Genomic DNA, 20,829 nt, shown 5'->3' with positions numbered 1-20,829 from the left:
CTCAAGCCTGTCATACCAAGCTGGGAAATTTCTCCCAGGATGCTTCGAGAACGGGGTTGCTGAGCTCCCCGATACCCTCGATGCGGCACGTCACAAGGTCTCCCGGCTCGATCCTGGCGCACTCGGCCGGGAAGCCGGTGAGGACCAGGTCTCCGGGGTGCAAGGTCATGAACGAGGTGAGGTAGACAAGGATCTCGTCCACTTTCCATCCGAGGTCGGCGGTGCTGGCTGTCCGCAATTCCCTGCCGTTGTGCACGATGCCGATCGATAAGTCGCTGTCGTCCAGGTCAGTGACGATCCACGGTCCCGCGGGAGTGAACGTGTCCTGGCTTTTCGCGCTGATCCAGAGTTCGTCGGTCTTCTGCAGGTCCCTCGCCGAGACATCGTTGCCGATGGTGAAACCGAGGATGGCGTCGCGCGCGTTGTCGAGCGTGAGCCCGCGGACCTTGCGCCCGACGACGACGGTGAGTTCCGCTTCAGGGTCCACGTAGCCGACGTCCGAGGCGAGTTCGATCGCGTCGCCCGGTCCGATCACGCTTGTGGCCGCCTTGTGAAACGCCTGCGCAGGCAGCTCGCGGCCTGGCTGACCGGTGTTGTGCGCCATGCCGAAGACGTTCGCGGGAACAGACGGCGCCAGGAACGTGAACGCATCCTCGGGGACCTCGGTTCCGCTAACCCACCCCGGTCGTCCGGCGCTGTTGCGATTTGCCGGCGAGCCTGGGAACGGGCTGTCCACCACAGTCCAGCGCCGGCCTTCTGCGGAAGCGAAGTCGACGGCGTCGTTCGCGACGAAGAATTGTTCGTCCGGGGAGGCGGGGGAGAGAGGTCGGACGCGGGCGATCCGGCGTGCACGTGAGGAAGTCATGAAGACATCCTACGTCCCCGTGCCTGCTGATCTTGCACCTGTTTACCTTGCACCTGCTTAGGCGGGCAGGTAGAGCTCGCCCACCGGGATGTCGGCGTTCAGGCGGTTTGCCGGACCGGCCAGGGGGCAGGCCCAGGCCTCGTTGTATGCGCAGGACGGGTTGTAGGCGAAGTTGAAGTCGAGCACGAACTCCTGTTGCCCGGATCCGCGAAGGCCATGGAAGGCGCCCTTGATGGTGTCCAGCAAGTACCGGCCGGCGCCATAGCTTCCTCCGGGTTTGCCGGCTGTGGCGTCGCGGAACGGCACGAAGATGCCGCCGCCGTAGCTCCGGAGGCGCCACACGGCCAGCGAGCCAAGTTCGTCAAGATCGAAGGTGCCGAGGCGGACAAACGGCACCGTGCCGTCAGTACCCGTCTGGACGTTCATCTCCTGGCCCGCGCCCTCAGGAGAGAGGGAAGCGTAGCGGCGAAACCGGGGATCGTAGTCTGCGGTGCGCAAGCCCGAGAACGCCTTCTTGCTGGCGGGAGTCAGTGCCGAGGCCGGGTGGGTTCCGAACATGCGGTCCCGTTCCTGGCGCCAGTAGACATGGGCCTGGAACGGGTCGTCCACCGCGATCTTGCGGACGTTGTCGTACATGGCAAAAGTTCGCAAACGCCAGTCCGCGATGTCCACGGCGGAGATATCCGCGACATTGTTTTCTTCCTCGTCAAGCAGATCGGGAGCCATGCGTCCAGCCTAGTCCTACGGCGCGGGCCGACGCGGCGTCAGGAGCGCATCGGCCGGGTCTGGAAGTGCGAAACGCCGATCCGGACGGGCCGGCGGCCGGTTCGACGCCGCTAGGCTGGGGCGCATGAGAGCAAAGCGGATCCCGTTGAAGGTTTCAGTCGCCGTCCTGGGTGCGCTCATCACGGTCGCCGCGGCCGGCTGCAGTTCCGAGGGCAAGGGCGGACCCGTGTGGACAGCCGGGGCCGACAGTGCGGCACCTGGGACCGCGACGCCGTCGGGCGGTTCCACTGGTCCGGGGAGCCCTTCGGCAGCAAGTACGGCGACAGCGGGTGCGACCGCCTCGGCGTGGAAGACATACTCGGATCCGGCCAAGAAGGTCAGCTTCGACCTTCCGAGCGACTGGATTGCGCAATCGGTCACGCCGGACGCCGGTTCCATGCCGGGCGCCCTGAAAGTCGAGGTGAAAGATGCCAAGGGAGGGTATCTGGCGACCCTTCACACGGGTTTGCCCTCGGCGAGCCCGGCTGACTGCAATCCAGCCGCCAAGCGTCCCTACGTCGTGGTCAGCAGCGTGCCTATTGACCTGCCCCATGCGGACGGTGATTCCACGATCCCCCCGCACGTGGTCTTCCGGGTCATCCAAGGCTACAAATTCTTCGGCTCGTATGGCATCACCAACTTGGTGGCTGGATCCGATGCCCACGCCTGCCAGTTGCGCAACCTGGTGGTGGGCCCCTCGGGAAAGGGCAACTACTACTTCGGGGACATGCCTTCCCTGCACGCGTTCGCCACGGACGAGGTAGTTGCTCCCGCGAAGTCCTTCGACACGTTGGACCAAGCCGCCAAGTACGTTGACCAGAGTTCGGAATTCGCCAACGTCCAGCGGATGCTATTGTCTCTGAAGGTCAATCTGTAGAACCACGATTGACAGACGCTCGTCGGCGCCAACTCCGCACAATTAGTGGGTTGTCCAGCCGCAACACTCCGGAGATCCATGGAACGTACCGTTGCTGCCCAGCTCGTTTTCAAGACCGTCGCCAACACCAAAGTGGCTATGGCAATCGCCGTGGCCAGCAATCCAGGTTACGACTCGTTGACCGAAGAGCTGTCAGTCACGGTGGAAGGCGAAGCCGTTCCGCTCATTGAACTGACGGACCATCACGGCGGACGTTTCCACTACATGGAGTTCGCCGAACCCAGCGAGGTAACGGTCGATTACCGCGCCTCGGTGGAGGGCCTCGGCGTCCCCGATGAGTCCTCCCGGATGGAGCTCATCCGCTACGTGCGGCCCAGCCGCTATGCCGAATCCGATCGTCTCCTTCCGACCTCGTATGCCGAGTTCGGCGGGCTGCACGGCGGGGAGCTGTTGCTGGCCGTCCGCAACTGGGTCCACGACGAGCTCCGGTACGTCAGCGGTTCCTCGCGGGGAACGGATGGAGCGGTGGAAACGCTCCTGCATCGCAAAGGCGTTTGCCGGGACTTCGCCCACCTTGCCATCGCCCTCCTGCGTTCGAAGGACATCCCGGCCCGGCTCGCCGCAGTGTATGCGCCCGGTTTGAGCCCCATGGATTTCCACGCCGTGGCAGAGGCCCACATCGACGGAACGTGGTACGTGATCGATCCCACCGGCCTGGCTCCGCGCGAATCCATGCTCCGCATCACAGCCGGACGCGATTCCTCGGATACCGCGTTCCTGTCCACTGTGGGCGGCAGCCTGTCGTTGAAGAGCTTGAAGGTCACCGCGGTAGTGGCCGACGAGCTGCCGGATGAGGATCCGGCACAGCTCGTCGTTCTCCGCTAGCGACTACTTGCTCGCGACGAACGCTTGGAGCTTTTGCGTCAGGCGTAGAAGCTCACGCTGTTCGTCGGCAGTCAGCGCAGGCGCCACAAGTTCGGCAATGTCGCGGACATGCTCGCGGCCGATCTCTTTCTGCAGTTCCTGTCCTGCCGGGGTAAGCCCCAGCAGTATCCCGCGTCCGTCGTCGGGGGCGGTGCTGCGCTCCACGAGCCCGCGCTTCTCCAACCTTTCAACCAGCCGGCTCAGGCTGGATTGGCTGAGCAGGACGTGGTCGTTGATCTCGTTCAGCCGCAGCTTGCCCGTGGGGCACCGGGAGAGGGTGAACAGGACGTCATACTCCTTGATAGGCAGCTTCTTGAACGCCTGCCCGGCCTGGAGCCGGCGCATCACCGCCACTTGGGAGCGGAACAAGGACTCCCAGGTTTCGGCGGCGAGGCGCACGCCCGACGAGCCCGGCGCTGTGGTGGTCACGGGGTCCGCCCTGCGTTGTCGCTGACGGAATCGGCTGCAGCCTCACTGGCCGAGGCCACGGATGCTGCCACCCGGGATGCATGGGTGGGCGCGTCAGGTACGTGGGCCGGCTTGCGGTCCTCGAACTCTTTGCGCAGGACCGGCAGGACTTCTTCGCCGAAGAGGTCCAGCTGTTCCAGGACGGTCTTGAGCGGCAGGCCCGCGTGGTCCACGAGGAACAGCTGGCGCTGGTAGTCGCCGAAGTACTCGCGGAAGGTCAGGGTCTTTTCGATGACTTCCTGCGGGCTGCCGACCGTTAGCGGAGTCTGGGACGTGAAGTCCTCGAGCGAAGGCCCGTGGCCGTATACCGGTGCATTGTCGAAGTACGGACGGAACTCCTTCACTGCGTCCTGGGAGTTCTTGCGCATGAAGAACTGCCCGCCCAGCCCGACGATGGCTTGGTCCGCCTTGCCGTGGCCGTAGTGCTCGTAGCGTTCGCGGTACAGGCCGATCAGCTGCTGGTAGTGCTCCTTGGGCCAGAAGATGTTGTTGGCGAAGAAGCCGTCACCGTAGTACGCGGCAAGTTCCGCGATCTGCGGGCTGCGGATGGAGCCGTGCCAGACGAACGGCGGGACGCCGTCGAGAGGGCGGGGCGTGGAGGTGAAGTTCTGTAGCGGGGTGCGGTACTTGCCGCTCCAATTCACAGTGTCCTCGTCCCAGAGGCGGCGCAGCAGGGAGTAGTTCTCCACGGCGAGCTCGATCCCGTCCTGGATATTCTTGCCGAACCAAGGGTAGACGGGGGCGGTGTTGCCGCGGCCCATGATGAGGTCCACGCGGCCGTCCGCCAAGTGCTGGAGCATCGCGAAGTCCTCGGCGATCTTGACCGGATCGTTCGTGGTGATCAGCGTGGTGGAGGTTGAGAGCGTGATGCGTTCAGTCTGCGCCGCGATGTAGGCGAGCGTGGTGGTGGGGGACGACGAGAAGAAGGGCCTGTTGTGGTGCTCGCCGATCGCGTAGACATCCATGCCGATCTCTTCGGCCTTCTTGGCGATGGCGACGGCGGCCTTGATGCGCTCGTTCTCGCTGGGGGTGTGGCCCGTGGTGGGGTCAGTGGTGATGTCGCTGACGCTGAATACGCCGATCTCCATGATGTGCCTTTCTGCCTGCCCGATTGATATCCGGGCTCTGCCAACATTCTATCCCAAAATAGATGCATTTGCATGTATCACTGCCTGCAACAGGGCATGGCATCATTTTGTTCCCGCTGTGTCGCCCTACTCCGCGGGGCTTGAAGCGGAACGGCGGCCGGAGACTTTGGGGATCGTTCCCGTGGTCCAGTCCAGGTGTTCGCCCTCCCCGTGGCCGGCAACGCCGTCCTTCACGACGTCGTGGCGTTGCGTGAGTGCCTTGAGCAGGCCTTTCTTCTCCCGTCGGCCTTCGACCAGTTTGTAGAGGACGGGGACAAGGACCAGCGTCAACGCCGTGGACGAAACAAGGCCGCCGATGACCACGATCGCGAGCGGCCGGGAAATGAACCCGCCGCCTCCCGTGATTCCCAAAGCCATGGGCGTCAGCGCGAAGACGGTCGCAAGTGCGGTCATGAGGATCGGACGTAGCCGCTGCTGGGCACCGTGGGTGATGGCCTCCGCCACGCTCATTCCCGGGCTTCCATCGTGTGGCTTGCGGTACTGGTTGATGAGGTCGATCAGGACGATCGCATTCGTCACCACGATTCCCACCAGCATCAGCATTCCGATCAGGGACGGCAGTCCGAGCGGAACTCCCGTGACCAGGAGCAAAGCGATGGCACCGGTCGCCGCAAACGGCACGGACACCAACAGGATGAGCGGCTGGACGAGGGACTTGAAGGCGGCCACCATGATGACATAGACAATGGCGACGGCTGCCAGGAGCGCGAGGCCGAGCTGGCGGAACGAGTCCGCCTGCTGCGTCGTGGCGCCGCCGATCGTGGCGGTGACGCCTGCCGGCAGTTGCACGGAGGCGAGCCGGTCGCTGACTGCCGTGCTGACGGCGCCCAGATTGGAGCCCGACGGCGTGACGGTCACCTTCGCCGTCCGCTGGCCGTTGCTGCTGGTGATCGTTACCGGAGTGTCCACTTGCTGCACCGACGCGATGTTGGACAGCGGCACGGGCCCGGCCGGCGTCGGGAGACTGATGGCGCTGACCTCGGCGATGCTCTTGAAGTGGGTGCCTTCGCCGATCTGTACCGGGAAGTCCGTCGTGTCGATACGGACGGTGCCTGCGGGGATGGGACTCACTGTGGAAGCCAGGACGCCGGCAACTTGTTCTTCGTTCAGCCCGGCGGCGACAGCTTTGGCGCGATCGACCTTGACCTGGACCACGGACTGGCTGGCATCCAGGTTGGTGGCGACCTCCGAGCTCCCTGGTACGCCGTCCATGGCCTTCGCCACGGCGTCGCTCGCGGTCTTGAGATCCGCACTGTTGGCGGCGTTGATGGTGATGTCCACGCTGGAGGACGTGCCCAGGCCCCCTTGCTGTGCGCCGACGGTGACCTTCCCGGCAGGAGAGGCCCCGGCGAGGCGGGACCGCACCGTATCCTGCAGTTTCTGCTGGTCGGCCTTATCGTCCGTCACCACGGTGAACGTCGAGTTGGAAGCGCCGGTTGAGGTGAGCGCGGCGAAACCCGTCTGGGCGTTGCCCGACGTGACCTGGACATCTTTGATGCCATCGATTCCGCGGAGGACCGACTCCACCTGCGCGGCGGCGGCGTCGGTCTGCTCCAGGCTGGTCCCGGCGGGAAGTACCTGGCGCACGGTCATGCTGTTCTGGCCGGAGTCGCCCAGCAGGTCCGTGGCGAGCAGCGGGGACATGGCCGCCGTTCCACCCAATACAAGGACAGCGGCGACGATCGTGATGATCGGATGCCTCTGGGTTTTGACCAGGATGGGCAAGTACCCGCGCTGCAGGAGGCTGCGTTGCTCTGCCTCATGCCCCTTTGTCCGGGCGTCCTCCGCGGCACGCCGGTCCACGGCGGCCGCGGCAGGCGACGGCGACTTGAGGAACCAGTATGCCAGCACCGGAACGATGGTCAGGGATACGAGCAACGAGGACAACAGGGCGATGGTCACTGTCAGGGCGAAGGGCCGGAACAGTTCGCCGGCGAGGTTGCCCACGAACGCGATCGGCAGGAAGACGGCGACTGTGGTGAGGGTGGACGCCGTGATGGCACCGGCAACTTCCCGGATGGAATTGAAGATGGCTTCGAGCTTGTGTTCGCCGTAGCTGAGGTGCCGCTTGATGTTCTCGATCACCACGATCGAATCGTCCACCACCCGGCCGATCGCGATGGTCAACGCGCCGAGGGTGAGGATGTTGAGCGAGTAGTGGGTCGCCGATATTCCGATGAACGTGATCAGGAGCGACAAGGGAATGGACACCGCCGTCACCAGTGTGGAACGCACGGACATCAGGAACACAAGAATGACTGCCACAGCGAAGCCGAGTCCAAGAAGGCCTTCCGTGGTGAGGTCCTTGATGGACTTCTCGATGTAGGGGGCCTGGTCGAACACCGGGGTGAAATGCGCATTGGAGCCGAGTTCGGCTTCCATGTTGGGAATGGAATCCTTGACGGCATGCGAAATGGCGACCGTATCGCCGTCGGGCTTCTTTGTGATGGACAGGGCCAGCGTCGGCTTCCCGTTGGTCCGGGTAATGGAGGTCGCGGCGTCGTCCTGAATGCTCACGTCGGCAACCCCGCCGATTGTGGTGCCGGCCTTCGCACCGGTGAGCGGCAAGCCCTTGATGACGTCGAGGGAGTCAACCGGGCTCCCGATCTGCAGGGAGAGCGTCTTGCCCTGGTCCTCGATGGTTCCGGCCGGGACCAGCGTCCGTTGTTCTTGAGGGCGTTCGTGAGCGACTGGACCGTGGCACCGTTCGCGGCCATGGCCTGGGCCTTGGGTTGGATCAGGATGTGCTGGGTGGCTCCGCCCGTCACGTCAGCACTGCGGACTCCGTCCAGTTTCTGGAGTCGGGGAACACTCAAGCGCTGCAGGTCCGCGTTCAACCCGCTGAGGGGCTTGTCCGAGGACACCGCCAGGTACACGATCGGGAAGTCGCTGATGCTGCCTGCAAAGGACTGGGGCTGGACATCGGCCGGAAGTACACGCTTGGCGTTGGAGATGGCGCGATCGATCTGGTTGCGTGCGCGGTCCAGGTTCGAGCCGTACGTGAACACCATGGTGATCTGCGAAACACCGTTCCGCGACGTCGAGGTGGTCGATTCCAGGCCCTCGACGCTGTTCAATGCTGTTTCGAGCGGGCGGCTGAGCTGCTTGTCGACAACGTCCGGGGACGCGCCGGGCATGGCCGTGATCACCGAGATCTGCGGGAACTCGATCGAGGGGATGAGCTCCTGCTTCAGGGAAGACATGGTGATCACGCCGAACACCGCCGCGAAGACGGTGATCAGCGCGATCAGTGCCCTGTTCGCCAGTGAAAGCTTTGCCAGACGGAACACTGCACTCTCCCTGGGATCTACGGTCTGTCTCGTGTCGTGAACCGGCCGCAGCCCGGGCGGTTGCTAGTGCTGGACGGCGTCGGCCGGCTCAAGTTGGAGCGAACGGGCAGTGCTCGCTTCCAGCTCGGCCGCGAGTTCCGGATTGCTGTTCAGTTTGACGCCGTAACCCGGCATCATTTCCTTGAGCTTGGACTGCCATCCCTTGAAGTTCTTCGGGAAGGCGCGCTGGAGCATCTCGATCATGATGGGAACGGCAGTGGAGGCGCCGGGGGAAGCGCCGAGCAGTGCACCGATCGAGCCGTCACGCGCCGTGATGACTTCGGTGCCGAACTGCAGCACGCCACCCTTCTTCGAGTCCTTCTTGATGATCTGCACACGCTGGCCTGCGGTGATGAGCTCCCAATTGCCGCCGTCGGCCTGGGGGTAGTACTCGCGGAGGGACTCCACCTTGGCGTCGTGGCGCTTGGCCACTTCCTTGATCAGGTACGCAGTCAGGTCCATGTTGTCCTTGGCCACGGCCAGCATCGGAATGATGTTGCTCGGGCGGATGGACAGCGGCAGGTCAAGGTAGCTGCTCGTCTTGAGGAAGTTGGTGGAGAAGCCGGCATACGGGCCGAAAAGCAGCGAACGCTTGCCGTCAACGTAGCGGGTATCAAGGTGCGGAACCGACATAGGCGGGGCGCCCACGGAGGCCTGGCCGTATACCTTGGCGCCGTGCTGGCTGGCTATGGCCTCGTCGGTGCAGCGGAAGAACTGCCCGGACACCGGGAATCCGCCATAACCCTTGCTTTCCGGGATGCCCGATGCCTGGAGCAGGTGGAGTGCTCCACCGCCGGCGCCGACAAAGACGAACTTGGCGTGGATCTGGCCGTGCTCGCCGGAAGCCGGGTGCTTGAGCGAAAGGTCCCAGCCGCCGTCGGAGGCTTTGCTGACGTTGGTGACGTTGTGGCCGTAGTTGACTTCGACGCCGTTGGCGGCGAGGTACCCGGTCAGCTCACGGGTCAAAGCTCCGAAGTCGACGTCGGTGCCCTCGGCCGCGCGGGTGGCGGCAACGCGCTGCTTGGCGTCGCGGCCCTTGACGATCAACGGAGCCCACTTGGCGATCTGTGCCTGGTCCTCCGTGTATTCCATGCTGCGGAAGAGCGTGTTGGGCTTGAGCGCCTCGTAGCGGGCCTTGAGGAAGTCTGCGTGCTTGTCGCCGATGACGAAACTCATGTGCGGGACGGTGTTGATGAAGCCCTTGGGGGAGCCGATCAATTTGTTGTCCACCAGGTGTGACCAGAACTGGCGGGAAAGCTGGAACTGCTCGTTGATGTGGAGGGCCTTGGACGGGTCCACCGAGCCGTCCTTAGCTGCGGGGGAGTAATTAAGCTCACAGAGCGCTGCATGCCCGGTTCCCGCGTTGTTCCACGGTCCGGAGCTTTCCAGGCCGACTTCGTCGAGGCGCTCGAAGAGGGAGATGGTCCAGCTGGGTTCGAGTTGCTTGATGAACGCACCCAGGGTTGCGCTCATGATTCCGCCCCCAATAAGGACGACGTCAGCGTGGTGTGTCTTGGAAATGAAGGTCACGATCTATCTCCGATAGCGGCGGCACTGGCTGTCACAGAATATCCCCGCGTGGGGCCATAACTGAAATTGCGCCGGGTCGTCAAGACTTCAGGCGAACGTTTGTAAAAACTTCGTTTAAGACAGGCGACGCAGGGTACTTCTCGACGCGGTCGGAAAGGGCCAACGCCGAGATGGGGAACGCGATGGGTACTGCGGGGACGGTCGCGGCAATCTGGGCATTGATGGTCTGGTACTGGGAGTTGCGGTCGGCGCCCTCGGGGAGTCCCCGGGCCCGGTCGATCTTTGAGAACACCTGGGGATCGCTGTAGCCGAACTCGCCGTTGTTCTCTCCGAAAAGGGTGCCGACGAAATTGTCGGGGTCGGAGTAGGCGCCATTCCAACCGAGCAAATGCAGCGCATGGTCTCCCGGGGATTGGACCTTCTGGAGGTAGCCGTTATCCCAGCTCACGGGTACCGGCTTGATGTTCAGTCCGATGGCAGTGAGCTCTGCGCTGATCTCGGCGTAGATCTTTTCCGGAGTGGGAAGGTAGGCGCGGGTGACATTGAGCGGGTAGTAGAACTTGAGTTCCTCGCCCTTGTAACCGGACTTGGCGAGCAGCTGCTTGGCCTTATCCGGGTCGTATCCCAAGGACGGTGCGTTGTTGTTGAAGCCACTTAGCTTGGGGGGAACGAACTGGGACGCCGGAGAGGTGTTGTCGATGAAGAACTTGTGGATAAGGGTGTCTTTGTCGATGGCCATCTCGATTGCCTGGCGCACGCCGAGATTCTGGAGCGGCGCCACGGACTCATTCATTCCCAGATACATCACGGAGAACGGATCCCGTTGGACGATTTGCATGCCCTTCTTGACCAGTTGGTCGAAGGTGTCCGCAGTGACCAGGTCGTAGCCGTCGATTTTTCCTGCAAGCAGCGCTTGAAGACGGCTTTGCGGATAGTCGAACGGAATGAAGTTGACTGTGGCAATCTCTCCCCGGTTGCCCCAGTACCCCTTGTAGCTGGTGAGGGTGATGCGGTCTTGGCTCCAGGAGGAGAAAGCGTAAGGACCGGTGCCCACCGGGTGGGAGGCGTAGGCCGAGGCCGGCTGCCCTGCCAATTTCTTGTCAAGGACGTTGGCGTTGCCGTCGGCCATTGCTTTCGGGGATGACATTGCGAACGCCGGCAGCGTCAAGGCCTGAAGGAATTCGGTGAAGGGCTTGGTCAGGTTGATTTGCACGTGGTCGGCAGAGACAACCTTGCAGTTCTTGAAGAGCGACAGCGACGCCTCGTCCGAGAATGACTTGAAAACGCTCTTGAAGGGGATGCCCGCGACTTGCTGCCGCACGGCTGCGGGGAAGTTAAACCAACGGTTGAAGTTACTGCAGACTGCAGCGGCGTCGAACGCGGTTCCGTCGTGGAAGGTGACCTTCGAGCGCAACATGAAGTCGTAGCTGAGTCCGTCGTTTCCTTGCGACCAGGATGTGGCAAGCAAGGGGGTCGGTTGACCGGTGGACGGGTCGACTCCTACGAGGCCTTCCATCACTTGCCGGGTGACTCGATACGATTCGGCGTCGTTCGTCAGTGCAGGATCGAGGCCAAGGGGCATCGACGGGGTGCCGAAGTTGAAGGTCTTGCTCGGCTCCGCCGGCGCGTCGCCTGCGGACGATGTTGACGGTGCCGGTCCGGGACTTACCGTGCACGAGGTCAAAGCCACGGCCAGAAGGCCTGCGCCGATTTGTAGCGCGACTCGGCGAAGCTTGCTGCTTACCACTCTTGTCCCCTCAAGGCAGTTGGACGGGCTGGGGCCCGTGGCAGCCGGACCGCAGTCCAGTCTAGTTCAGGGCACTGAGTCCTGGCTGAAAACGGGAAGTGCCCCGGGCCAAGGACCGGGGCACTTCATGAAGGTGCGCAAGGGGGGACTTGAACCCCCACGCCCGAAGGCACAGGAACCTAAATCCTGCGTGTCTGCCAATTTCACCACTCGCGCTGGCGCTGGTACCCGGACCGGTTTGCGGGATTCCCCGCTACGGTCATATACCGGCCTCTATTGTACCCGCGGTTTTGCACCGGCCGGTGCAGCCGCGGCTCTGCGGCCGCGCTGTGGCTATTTGTCGAGCTTGAGATCCCTGCGGAGCTTCGCGACATGGCCGGTAGCCCGCACGTTGTACTGGGCCACGGCAACCTTGCCGTCGGGATCCACCACGATCGTTGAGCGGATCAGCCCTTGGTACGTGCGCCCATAGTTCTTCTTTTCGCCCCATGCCGCATAAGCGTCGGCTACCCGGTGTCCTTCGTCGGAAAGCAGGGGGAAGGTGAGTGATTCTTCGGCCGCAAACTTTTCCAGGTCCTTTACCGTGTCCGGAGAGATACCCAGGACGTCGTAACCGGCAGCCTGAAGGGCGGCGAGGGAATCCCGGAAGTCGCAGGCCTGCTTGGCGCATGCCGGCGTGGAAGCCGCCGGGTAGAAGTAGATGACCGTATTACGGCCGCGCTGCGAGGCCAGGCTGACCTCGCGACCCGTGTGGTCTTTGAGGGTGAAGTCCGGCGCAAAGTCGCCGGGAATGAGTCGTTCAGCCATTTGTGCTCCTTGCTAGCGTCCGCGACCACTTAGCTTAGTGACGAGTCGCGCGCTTCACGAATTGCGCCCTCCGGAGCCTGATCCGCTCGGAGTGGTCTATATACTGACATTTATGCCTGATATGGAACGGTGGCCCACCGGGCGCCTGCTCTCCACGGCCGCGCGTCTCGTGGAGCATGCCTGGAACGAGAAATTGCGCGGTATGGACCTGACCCATGCCGGGGTCATTGTCATGGAAGTTCTTGCCGTCAAGGGACCGACCACCCAGTCGACGCTCGCGCAGATCGTCCGGGTTCAGGCGCAGACAATGGGGAAGACGCTCTCGAGGCTCGAGGCCCACGGCCACGTCAGCCGTGCGCGCAGCATGTCCGACCGCCGGAGCCAGGTGGTTAGTTTGACCGAGGCGGGGGAGCACACCCTGGGGCTCGCCACGCAGCTGGAACGCGAAGTGCTCGAACCTGTACCCGTGGATACAGCCAAACTGCGGCGGGAACTTCAAGCACTGGTGCGGGAGCTGGCGACCAACCAATCCTCGGCGGTTGCAAACGAGATTGTCGCAATGGATTCAGGCCTGGCGTCCGGCGAAGCTTCCAAATAAGCCTCCGCAGGCCGGCCCGGGTGAAGTCTCGGCCCGGTGAAGTGGGGTCCGGATCGAGGCGCCGAAAACGCGAAGCCGGCCGAAAAGCAAAAAAGATCCCTGGACGGCCATTCAGCCATCCAGGGATCTTCCTTTTGGTGCACCCCCCGGGACTTGAACCCGGAACCCATTGATTAAGAGTCAATTGCTCTGCCAATTGAGCTAGAGGTGCAATTGTTTGTTGCTCGCAACGCAAAGAAATAACCCTTGAGCGGCTGCTGCCGCTCAAGGGTTGTTCCCTTTGGTGCACCCCCCGGGACTTGAACCCGGAACCCATTGATTAAGAGTCAATTGCTCTGCCAATTGAGCTAGAGGTGCATTTGTCGATTTCAATCAACGGAGGGCTTTTCTTCCCTCGTTGATCTCCGCAACGACATGTAACTCTACACGACAGTTGCCGAAGTGTGAAATCGGCACGGACCTACTCCGCGTCACCTCCGGGGGCGCTTCAGGAGCGGTGAAAAGTCAGGGTCAGCGGCGGTTCCTGCGAGGTGGCCGGAAACCTGCCGCCTCGGCGTGGGCGCTTGAAACGAACCAGACCTCGGCTTTGACGTCGTCATAGGACGGGCTGTCTTCATCGTGGTAGGTCATGGTGTCGGCGTTGCCTTTGACTGTGTAGCCATCAGGGCCGCTCCCGTCGGCGCCGGCCGCAGCCGAGCCTTCACCGTACGGCTGCTCGGCGGCCAGGTGCCCGCCCAGCGGCGATGCGTTCGTGGAGTCCGGGACCTGGGTGGTTGACTCATCAACAGGCGACGGCTCAACGGGCGACCGGGCCGCGCCGGGAGTTCCTCCCCGATCTGCCTGCACCTCTGTTCGCACATCTGCCTGCGCCGTCTCGGCAGAGGTATCGGCGGCCTCCGCCGCTGCGGATTCCGCGCCGGGAAGCGTCGGTGCGTGCGCATCCGTGTACTCGCGGTGATGGATCGGCGCAGCGGCCGCGGGTGCGCCTTCGCTCCACGTGGCTTCCCACTCCGCGCTGTCGGCTAACTGTTCGGGCGTGGCTGCTTCCGTGCCCGACGCCGGACCGCCAGCTCCGGAGGGACCGTCGTCGGCCGCTGTCACATCGTCGGCTGTCACTCCACCCTCAAGTTCCGGCTCGCCAGGGGTCGGTGCCGGGGCTTTGGAAACCGCGTCTTCGGACAGGACCGGTTCCGCGAGCGTGGGTTCCTCGAAAACGGGCTCCTCGAACTCGGGCTCCTCGAACTCGGGCTCCTCCGCCGGGCTTCCGGTCGCCGGGGACTCGGAAGTCCCCGTCATTCCGGTTTCGAGGGGAGGGGCAGGGCGCTCGCGGTCCTCGACGTCGCCCGCTGCAGGTGCCGGTTCCGGCTCGGGTTCGGCCGCGCGCGACTCGGCTAGATCTTGTTCGCTGGTCGCTGTTGCAGCGACGAGCGGGGCTGAGCCTGTCACGGCGGCGGAAGCGACGTCCATTTGTGGCGACGAGGCGGTCGGCGAGGAAGAAGATGGGGAGATGGGGCTTTCGGAAGGCTTTGCCTTGTTGCGGCTCAGGAGCCACCAAACAATTGCGACGATCAACACAATGACGATGACCCAGATCAACCAATCCATGGGGGAGCCCTTCTGCTCGAGTGGCGCAGTTGTTGTCGTGATTTGACGTTACGTCCGCGTCACGGGGCTGTCTAGGTTAGTCAATCGATGTTGGTCAATCGATTCGCCACTTTCGCGGATCGCGCGATGCCGCCGGACGGACGCGCGATGCCGCGGGTTGGAGCTGCGGTACGATAGTGATGTCCGTCTCACATGTTGAGACGCCTGTCCGCTATTTGAATGAAATATTGAATGAAATAGCGATAAATTCGCCCAAACCCGCCAATCCTGGTCGTTGCTCACAGTCCGGGAGTCATAGACTCGTGCCCATGAGTGACCACACCCCCATTGCGACAGACAACCAGCCGGACATCAAGCCACGCAGCCGGGTCGTAACGGACGGCATCCATGCCGCCCCCGCGCGAGGCATGTTCCGGGCCGTAGGGATGGGCGATGACGACTTCGCCAAGCCCCAAATCGGCGTCGCGAGCTCGTGGAATGAAATTACGCCCTGCAACCTTTCGCTGAACCGGCTCGCACAGGGCGCCAAGGAAGGCGTTCACGCCGGTGGTGGTTTCCCCATGCAGTTCGGCACCATCTCCGTTTCGGACGGCATTTCCATGGGCCACGAAGGCATGCACTTTTCCCTTGTTTCGCGCGAGGTCATTGCCGACTCCGTTGAAACCGTCATGCAGGCCGAGCGCATCGATGGCTCCGTTTTGCTGGCCGGTTGCGACAAGTCCCTCCCGGGCATGCTGATGGCGGCCGCCCGCCTGGATCTCGCCAGCGTCTTCCTCTATGCCGGTTCCATCATGCCGGGCTGGGTCAAGCTCGAAGACGGCTCGGAGAAGGAAGTCACCCTCATTGACGCCTTCGAGGCCGTGGGCGCCTGCGCCGCCGGAAAGATGAGCAGGGGCGACCTGGACCGCATCGAACGCGCGATCTGTCCTGGTGAAGGCGCCTGTGGCGGTATGTACACGGCCAACACCATGGCGTGCATCGGCGAAGCACTCGGCATGTCCCTGCCGGGCTCGGCTGCCCCGCCCTCGGCAGACCGCCGTCGTGATGACTTTGCCCGCAAGTCCGGCGAGGCAGTGGTCAACCTGCTCCGCCTCGGCATCACCGCCCGGGACATCATGACCAAGAAGGCGTTCGAGAACGCCATCGCCGTCACCATGGCCTTCGGCGGTTCCACCAACGCCGTCCTCCACTTGCTGGCAATTGCCCGCGAGGCCGAGGTCGAGCTGACCCTGGACGACTTCAACCGCATCGGCGACAAGATCCCGCACTTGGGCGACCTCAAGCCTTTCGGCCGCTACGTCATGACCGACGTCGACAAGATCGGCGGCGTGCCGGTCATCATGAAGGCACTGCTCGACGCCGGCCTGCTGCACGGCGACTGCCTCACCGTTACCGGCAAGACCCTCGCCGAGAACCTCGCCTCGATCAACCCGCCGGACCTCGACGGCAAGATCCTGCGCGCGCTGGACAACCCGATCCACAAGACCGGCGGCATCACCATCCTGCACGGTTCGATGGCGCCGGAAGGTGCCGTCGTGAAGAGCGCCGGCTTCGACGCCGATGTCTTCGAAGGCACTGCCCGCGTGTTCGAACGCGAGCAGGGCGCCCTCGACGCCTTGGACAAGGGCGAGATCAAGGCCGGAGACGTCGTCGTGATCCGTTACGAAGGACCCAAGGGTGGTCCGGGCATGCGTGAGATGCTCGCCATCACCGGCGCCATCAAGGGTGCTGGCCTCGGCAAGGATGTGCTCCTGCTGACCGATGGCCGCTTCTCCGGCGGCACCACGGGTCTGTGCATCGGGCACGTCGCGCCGGAAGCCGTCGACGGCGGACCGATCGCCTTCGTCAAGGACGGCGACAAGATCCGCGTGGACATTGCTGCACGTTCATTCGACCTCTTGGTTGACGACGCCGAGCTCGAGTCCCGTAAGGAAGGCTGGGAGCCCCTCCCGGCCAAGTTCAGCAAGGGTGTCCTCGCCAAGTACGCCAAGCTGGTGCACAGCGCCTCGACGGGCGCCTACTGCGGGTGATTCCTACCCTGGCGATGCGGCGTGGCCGCCGCATCGCCAGGGGACCTCGGAATCAGCCTTACTAAGCCCTGCCGCCTGCCGCCAGCGCGGGCTTGTCGCCAGGGAAAAGCGAGCATGCCCAATCCGTGGACAACGAGGTCCACATAGTGAGATGACATCTTCATCGTTTGACACCAATCTCACAAAGAGGGAACACTGAACGCATGATCGCATTCGTTACTGTCGGCGCCACCGTGGGCACTGTCGTACTTACCAAGCGCGTGGCCTCCTAGCCCGACTGGTAACGAACCGTCACGCGCAACCCCTCGAAGAGCCGCAAGGCTGAGGGGTTTTTTTATTTCCTGTTTTCAGGAGAAGGCGCATCAAGCAAGAACCCGCAAGAACGCAGTACCCAAGCAGTACCTTTCACTAATTGAAGATCCCCAAAGGAAGAGTCCGATGAGCAAAGGATCGCCGATCAGCCCCTCGCTGATGGCTGCAAAGTCCGCTGGAGCCCCCAAGGCTCCGGAAAAGGTCGACCGTCCGGCTGACGCCGTCGTCGACAATGCTGCAACTCTCTCTCCTGTACTCGGGCCGAACAACGTTGTACCCCCAACGGTGATGACCGGCTCGGAAGCTATTGTCCGCTCGCTCGAAGAACTCGGCGTGGACGATATTTTTGGTTTGCCCGGTGGCGCGATCCTCCCCACCTATGACCCTTTGATGGCCTCCAAGATGAATCACGTCCTGGTCCGTCACGAACAGGGAGCCGGCCACGCAGCGCAAGGCTACGCCATGGTTACCGGACGGGTTGGCGTCTGCATCGCCACCTCGGGCCCCGGTGCCACCAACCTCGTTACCGCCATCATGGATGCCCACATGGACTCCGTGCCCCTCGTGGCCATTACCGGCCAGGTATCGGCGTCCGTCATCGGCACGGATGCCTTCCAGGAAGCAGACATCGTCGGCATCACCATGCCGATCACCAAGCATTCCTTCCTGGTGACGGATCCCAATGACATTCCGCATGTCATGGCCGAGGCTTTCCACCTCGCGAGCACCGGTCGTCCCGGTCCCGTCCTTGTGGACATCGCCAAGAATGCGCAGCAGGGCACCATGACCTTCTCCTGGCCGCCCAAGATCGATTTGCCCGGCTACCGTCCGGTGGTCCGCGGACACAACAAGCAGGTCCGCGAGGCGGCCCGGCTGATCGCTGCGGCACGCAAGCCTGTCCTGTATGTCGGAGGCGGCGTGGTCAAGGCCCATGCTTCGGCCGAACTCCGGGAACTCGCCGAAGTCACGGGCGCTCCCGTCGTGACCACGCTGATGGCCCGCGGCGCGTTCCCGGATTCCCACCCCCAGCATGTCGGCATGCCCGGAATGCACGGCACGGTTTCCGCCGTCACCGCTTTGCAGCAATCCGATCTGCTGATCACCCTTGGGGCGCGCTTCGACGACCGCGTGACAGGTGTCCTCAGCACCTTCGCCCCGCATGCAAAGATCATCCACGCAGACATCGACCCAGCGGAGATCTCCAAGAACCGCGTGGCTGACGTTCCAATCGTCGGCTCCGTCAAAGAGATCATTCCTGAACTGAGCGAGGCCGTCCGTAACGCTTTTGAACAGTCCGGCACCCCGGACCTCGACGGCTGGTGGGCGTTCCTCAACAACCTCCGTGATACCTACCCCCTTGGCTGGACCGAGCCCGAAGACGGATTAAGTGCACCCCAGCGGGTGATCGAACGCATCGGTGCGCTCACCGGTCCGGAAGGCGTCTACGTCGCGGGCGTTGGCCAGCACCAGATGTGGGCAGCCCAGTTCATCAAGTACGAGCGCCCCCACGCCTGGCTCAACTCCGGCGGAGCCGGCACCATGGGTTACGCCGTGCCGGCGGCCATGGGCGCGAAGGTCGGCGAACCCGACCGCGTGGTCTGGGCGATCGACGGCGACGGCTGCTTCCAGATGACCAACCAGGAACTGGCCACCTGCGCCATCAATAAGATTCCCATCAAGGTTGCCATCATCAACAACTCCTCGCTGGGCATGGTGCGCCAGTGGCAGACCCTCTTCTATGAAGGCCGCTACTCCAACACCGACCTGAACACCGGCCACGACACCATCCGTATCCCGGACTTCGTCAAGCTGGCGGACGCCTACGGCTGTGCCGCCTTCCGCTGCGAGCGGGACGAGGACATCGACGCCACCATCCAGAAGGCCCTGGAAATCAACGACCGACCCGTGGTCATCGATTTTGTGGTCAGCCCGAACTCCATGGTGTGGCCGATGGTCCCCTCCGGAGTCTCGAACGACCAGATCCAGGTTGCCCGCAACATGACCCCGGAATGGGAAGAGGAGGACTAGGCATGACCCGCCACACACTGTCCGTTCTGGTCGAAGACAAGCCCGGCGTGCTGACCCGCGTGGCCAGCCTCTTCGCCCGGAGGGCCTTCAACATCAACTCCCTGGCCGTTGGACCTACCGAGGTCTCCGGGATTTCCCGGATGACCGTCGTCGTCGACGCCGATGGCGACCTCATCGAGCAGGTCACCAAACAGCTCAACAAACTGGTCAACGTGATCAAGATTGTCGAGCTGACTTCAGAATCTTCCGTGCAACGTGACCACATCCTGGTCAAGGTACGTGCGGATGCCGCGACACGCCTGCAGGTCACCCAAGCTGCAGACTTGTTCCGTGCCTCAGTGGTCGACGTGTCCACAGACTCGGTGGTCATTGAGGCAACCGGTACCCCGGAAAAGCTCGCAGCGCTGCTCTCAGTGCTCGAGCCGTTCGGCATCCGCGAAATAGTGCAGTCCGGCACCTTGGCCGTTGGGCGGGGATCCCGCTCCATGAGTGACAGGGCCCTGCGCAGCGCTTAAGCCACAGCGTAAGACACCGTCTTAAGTACCGCTTAAGTACTGCTCAAGGCCCGATACCGAACCACAGACAATATCTACAAAACCACTCAAGAGGAGTTACGCAAGTGACTGAAATGTTCTACGACGACGACGCAGACCTGTCGATCATCCAGGGTCGCAAGGTTGCCATTGTCGGCTACGGATCCCAGGGCCACGCCCACGCGCTGAACCTGCGCGACTCCGGCGTCGAAGTTGTCATCGCGCTCAAGGAGGGCTCGAAGTCGATCGCCAAGGCCGAGGACGCAGGCTTCACGGTCAAGAACGTTGCCGACGCCGCCGAATGGGCCGACGTCATCATGATCCTGGCGCCGGACCAGCACCAGCGCGCGATCTACAACGACTCCATCAAGGACAAGCTGACCGCAGGAAAGGCTCTCGCCTTCGCCCACGGCTTCAACATCCGCTTCGGCTACATCGAGGCGCCCGAAGGCGTTGACGTCATCCTGGTGGCCCCGAAGGCTCCCGGCCACACCGTGCGCCGCGAGTTCGAAGCCGGCCGCGGCATCCCGGACATCATCGCCGTCGAGCAGGACGCATCCGGTTCCGCTTGGGAACTGGCCAAGTCCTACGCGAAGGCGATCGGCGGCACCCGCGCCGGCGTCATCAAGACCACCTTCACCGAAGAGACCGAAACGGACCTCTTCGGCGAGCAGGCCGTCCTGTGCGGTGGCGTCTCCCAGCTGATCCAGTACGGCTTCGAAACCCTGACCGAAGCCGGCTACCAGCCGCAGATCGCCTACTTCGAGGTTCTCCACGAGCTCAAGCTCATCGTTGACCTCATGTGGGAAGGCGGCATCGCCAAGCAGCGCTGGAGCGTTTCCGACACCGCCGAATACGGCGACTACGTGTCCGGCCCGCGCGTCATCACCCCCGACGTGAAGGAAAACATGAAGGCCGTCCTCGCCGACATCCAGTCCGGAGCCTTCGCCAAGCGCTTCATCGAGGACCAGGACAACGGTGCCGTCGAATTCAAGGAACTGCGCGCCAAGGCGGAGCAGCACCCGATCGAGGGTGTCGGCCGCGAGCTGCGTTCCCTGTTCTCCTGGCAGCAGCAGGACGAGGACTACGTCGAAGGCTCTGCAGCCCGCTAATCAAGGCACCAGTTGAAGTCGCGGCTGGCGCCGTAGCAATTCAACACAGAACGCCGTTCGGGATAGGCTCGAAATGAAGCCGCCCGGCATGGAGGCCGGACCCGGTATACCGGGTCCGGCCTTCGTCGTCAAAGAATCGTTTCACCAAAAC

General features: G+C 63.2%; 15 protein-coding genes, 3 tRNA genes and 1 pseudogene. 7 read left to right on the top strand and 12 right to left on the bottom strand.

From position 1 onward, the window contains the following. Positions 1 to 10 precede the first annotated feature (10 nt). Together J2S96_RS15710 and J2S96_RS15705 are read right to left on the bottom strand one after the other, a co-directional pair. A complete protein-coding gene (locus J2S96_RS15710; RefSeq protein WP_306865491.1) occupies positions 11 to 865 on the bottom strand; it encodes a fumarylacetoacetate hydrolase family protein in 855 nt (284 codons plus the stop codon). Positions 866 to 922: 57 nt separating this feature from the next. Next, entirely contained in the window at positions 923 to 1,591 is a 669-nt protein-coding gene (locus J2S96_RS15705) for a DUF1684 domain-containing protein (protein WP_306865488.1), read from the bottom strand. A 124-nt stretch (positions 1,592 to 1,715) separates the two neighbouring features. Between J2S96_RS15705 and J2S96_RS15700 the strand changes: the two genes are divergently transcribed. After that, a complete protein-coding gene (locus tag J2S96_RS15700) occupies positions 1,716 to 2,507 on the top strand; it encodes a hypothetical protein (protein ID WP_306865486.1) in 792 nt (263 codons plus the stop codon). 78 nt (positions 2,508 to 2,585) lie between these two features. Then, positions 2,586 to 3,392 (top strand): transglutaminase-like domain-containing protein, encoded by an 807-nt coding sequence (locus J2S96_RS15695; protein ID WP_306865484.1) that lies wholly within the window; start codon positions 2,586 to 2,588, stop codon positions 3,390 to 3,392. 3 nt (positions 3,393 to 3,395) lie between these two features. Here the strand turns inward: J2S96_RS15695 and J2S96_RS15690 are convergent, their stop codons facing one another. From J2S96_RS15690 to bcp, 7 genes and pseudogenes are all read right to left on the bottom strand, one after another. Beyond that, positions 3,396 to 3,860, bottom strand: coding sequence for a MarR family winged helix-turn-helix transcriptional regulator (locus tag J2S96_RS15690; RefSeq protein WP_306865482.1), 465 nt, complete (start codon positions 3,858 to 3,860; stop codon positions 3,396 to 3,398). Further along, positions 3,857 to 4,987: an LLM class flavin-dependent oxidoreductase gene (locus J2S96_RS15685; protein ID WP_306865480.1), complete on the bottom strand. Its 1,131-nt coding sequence runs from the start codon at positions 4,985 to 4,987 to the stop codon at positions 3,857 to 3,859. Before J2S96_RS15685 ends, J2S96_RS15690 begins: the two co-directional genes overlap by 4 nt. Positions 4,988 to 5,113: 126 nt before the next feature. Then, positions 5,114 to 8,337, bottom strand: a pseudogene (locus tag J2S96_RS15680) (efflux RND transporter permease subunit). Positions 8,338 to 8,400: 63 nt separating this feature from the next. Continuing rightward, a complete protein-coding gene (locus tag J2S96_RS15675; RefSeq protein ID WP_306865478.1) occupies positions 8,401 to 9,906 on the bottom strand; it encodes a malate:quinone oxidoreductase in 1,506 nt (501 codons plus the stop codon). Between the two features lie 79 nt (positions 9,907 to 9,985). Then, entirely contained in the window at positions 9,986 to 11,653 is a 1,668-nt protein-coding gene (locus J2S96_RS15670; protein ID WP_306865476.1) for an ABC transporter substrate-binding protein, read from the bottom strand. Between the two features lie 134 nt (positions 11,654 to 11,787). Beyond that, positions 11,788 to 11,869 (bottom strand) — tRNA-Leu (locus tag J2S96_RS15665). A gap of 117 nt (positions 11,870 to 11,986) precedes the next feature. Next, complete coding sequence (gene bcp / locus J2S96_RS15660) at positions 11,987 to 12,460, bottom strand: thioredoxin-dependent thiol peroxidase (protein WP_306865474.1); 474 nt, start codon at positions 12,458 to 12,460, stop codon at positions 11,987 to 11,989. A gap of 112 nt (positions 12,461 to 12,572) precedes the next feature. Between bcp and J2S96_RS15655 the strand changes: the two genes are divergently transcribed. Next, positions 12,573 to 13,058, top strand: a complete 486-nt coding sequence (locus tag J2S96_RS15655) for a MarR family winged helix-turn-helix transcriptional regulator (RefSeq protein WP_306865472.1) — start codon at positions 12,573 to 12,575, stop codon at positions 13,056 to 13,058. A 135-nt stretch (positions 13,059 to 13,193) separates the two neighbouring features. On the opposite strand, the gene J2S96_RS15650 is transcribed toward J2S96_RS15655, so the two are convergent. The 3 genes from J2S96_RS15650 to J2S96_RS15640 all read right to left on the bottom strand — a co-directional run bounded on the left by J2S96_RS15650 (position 13,194) and on the right by J2S96_RS15640 (position 14,663). Further along, positions 13,194 to 13,269: transfer RNA gene (locus tag J2S96_RS15650), tRNA-Lys, on the bottom strand. A 70-nt stretch (positions 13,270 to 13,339) separates the two neighbouring features. Further along, positions 13,340 to 13,415, bottom strand: a tRNA-Lys gene (locus tag J2S96_RS15645). Positions 13,416 to 13,568: 153 nt separating this feature from the next. After that, positions 13,569 to 14,663 carry a sunset domain-containing protein gene (locus J2S96_RS15640; protein WP_306865470.1) on the bottom strand — a complete coding sequence of 365 codons (1,095 nt, stop codon included), beginning with the start codon at positions 14,661 to 14,663 and terminating at the stop codon, positions 13,569 to 13,571. A 308-nt stretch (positions 14,664 to 14,971) separates the two neighbouring features. On the opposite strand from J2S96_RS15640, the gene ilvD reads away from it, so the two are divergent. The 4 genes from ilvD (at position 14,972) to ilvC (ending at position 20,678) form a co-directional block, all read left to right on the top strand. Then, complete coding sequence (ilvD, locus tag J2S96_RS15635) at positions 14,972 to 16,693, top strand: dihydroxy-acid dehydratase (RefSeq protein ID WP_306865468.1); 1,722 nt, start codon at positions 14,972 to 14,974, stop codon at positions 16,691 to 16,693. 438 nt (positions 16,694 to 17,131) lie between these two features. Further along, positions 17,132 to 19,033, top strand: coding sequence for an acetolactate synthase large subunit (locus J2S96_RS15630; RefSeq protein ID WP_306865465.1), 1,902 nt, complete (start codon positions 17,132 to 17,134; stop codon positions 19,031 to 19,033). Positions 19,034 to 19,035: 2 nt separating this feature from the next. Further along, a complete protein-coding gene (gene ilvN, locus J2S96_RS15625) occupies positions 19,036 to 19,548 on the top strand; it encodes an acetolactate synthase small subunit (protein ID WP_306865463.1) in 513 nt (170 codons plus the stop codon). Positions 19,549 to 19,652: 104 nt separating this feature from the next. Then, positions 19,653 to 20,678 carry a ketol-acid reductoisomerase gene (gene ilvC / locus J2S96_RS15620; protein ID WP_306865460.1) on the top strand — a complete coding sequence of 342 codons (1,026 nt, stop codon included), beginning with the start codon at positions 19,653 to 19,655 and terminating at the stop codon, positions 20,676 to 20,678. Positions 20,679 to 20,829: the final 151 nt, after the last annotated feature.

Source organism: Arthrobacter bambusae (assembly GCF_030812595.1).
In the GTDB taxonomy this organism is placed as follows: Bacteria; Actinomycetota; Actinomycetes; order Actinomycetales; family Micrococcaceae; genus Arthrobacter; species Arthrobacter bambusae_B.
Note: the sequence above shows the minus strand (reverse complement) of the source record. Positions and strands in the feature narration are given on the sequence as shown.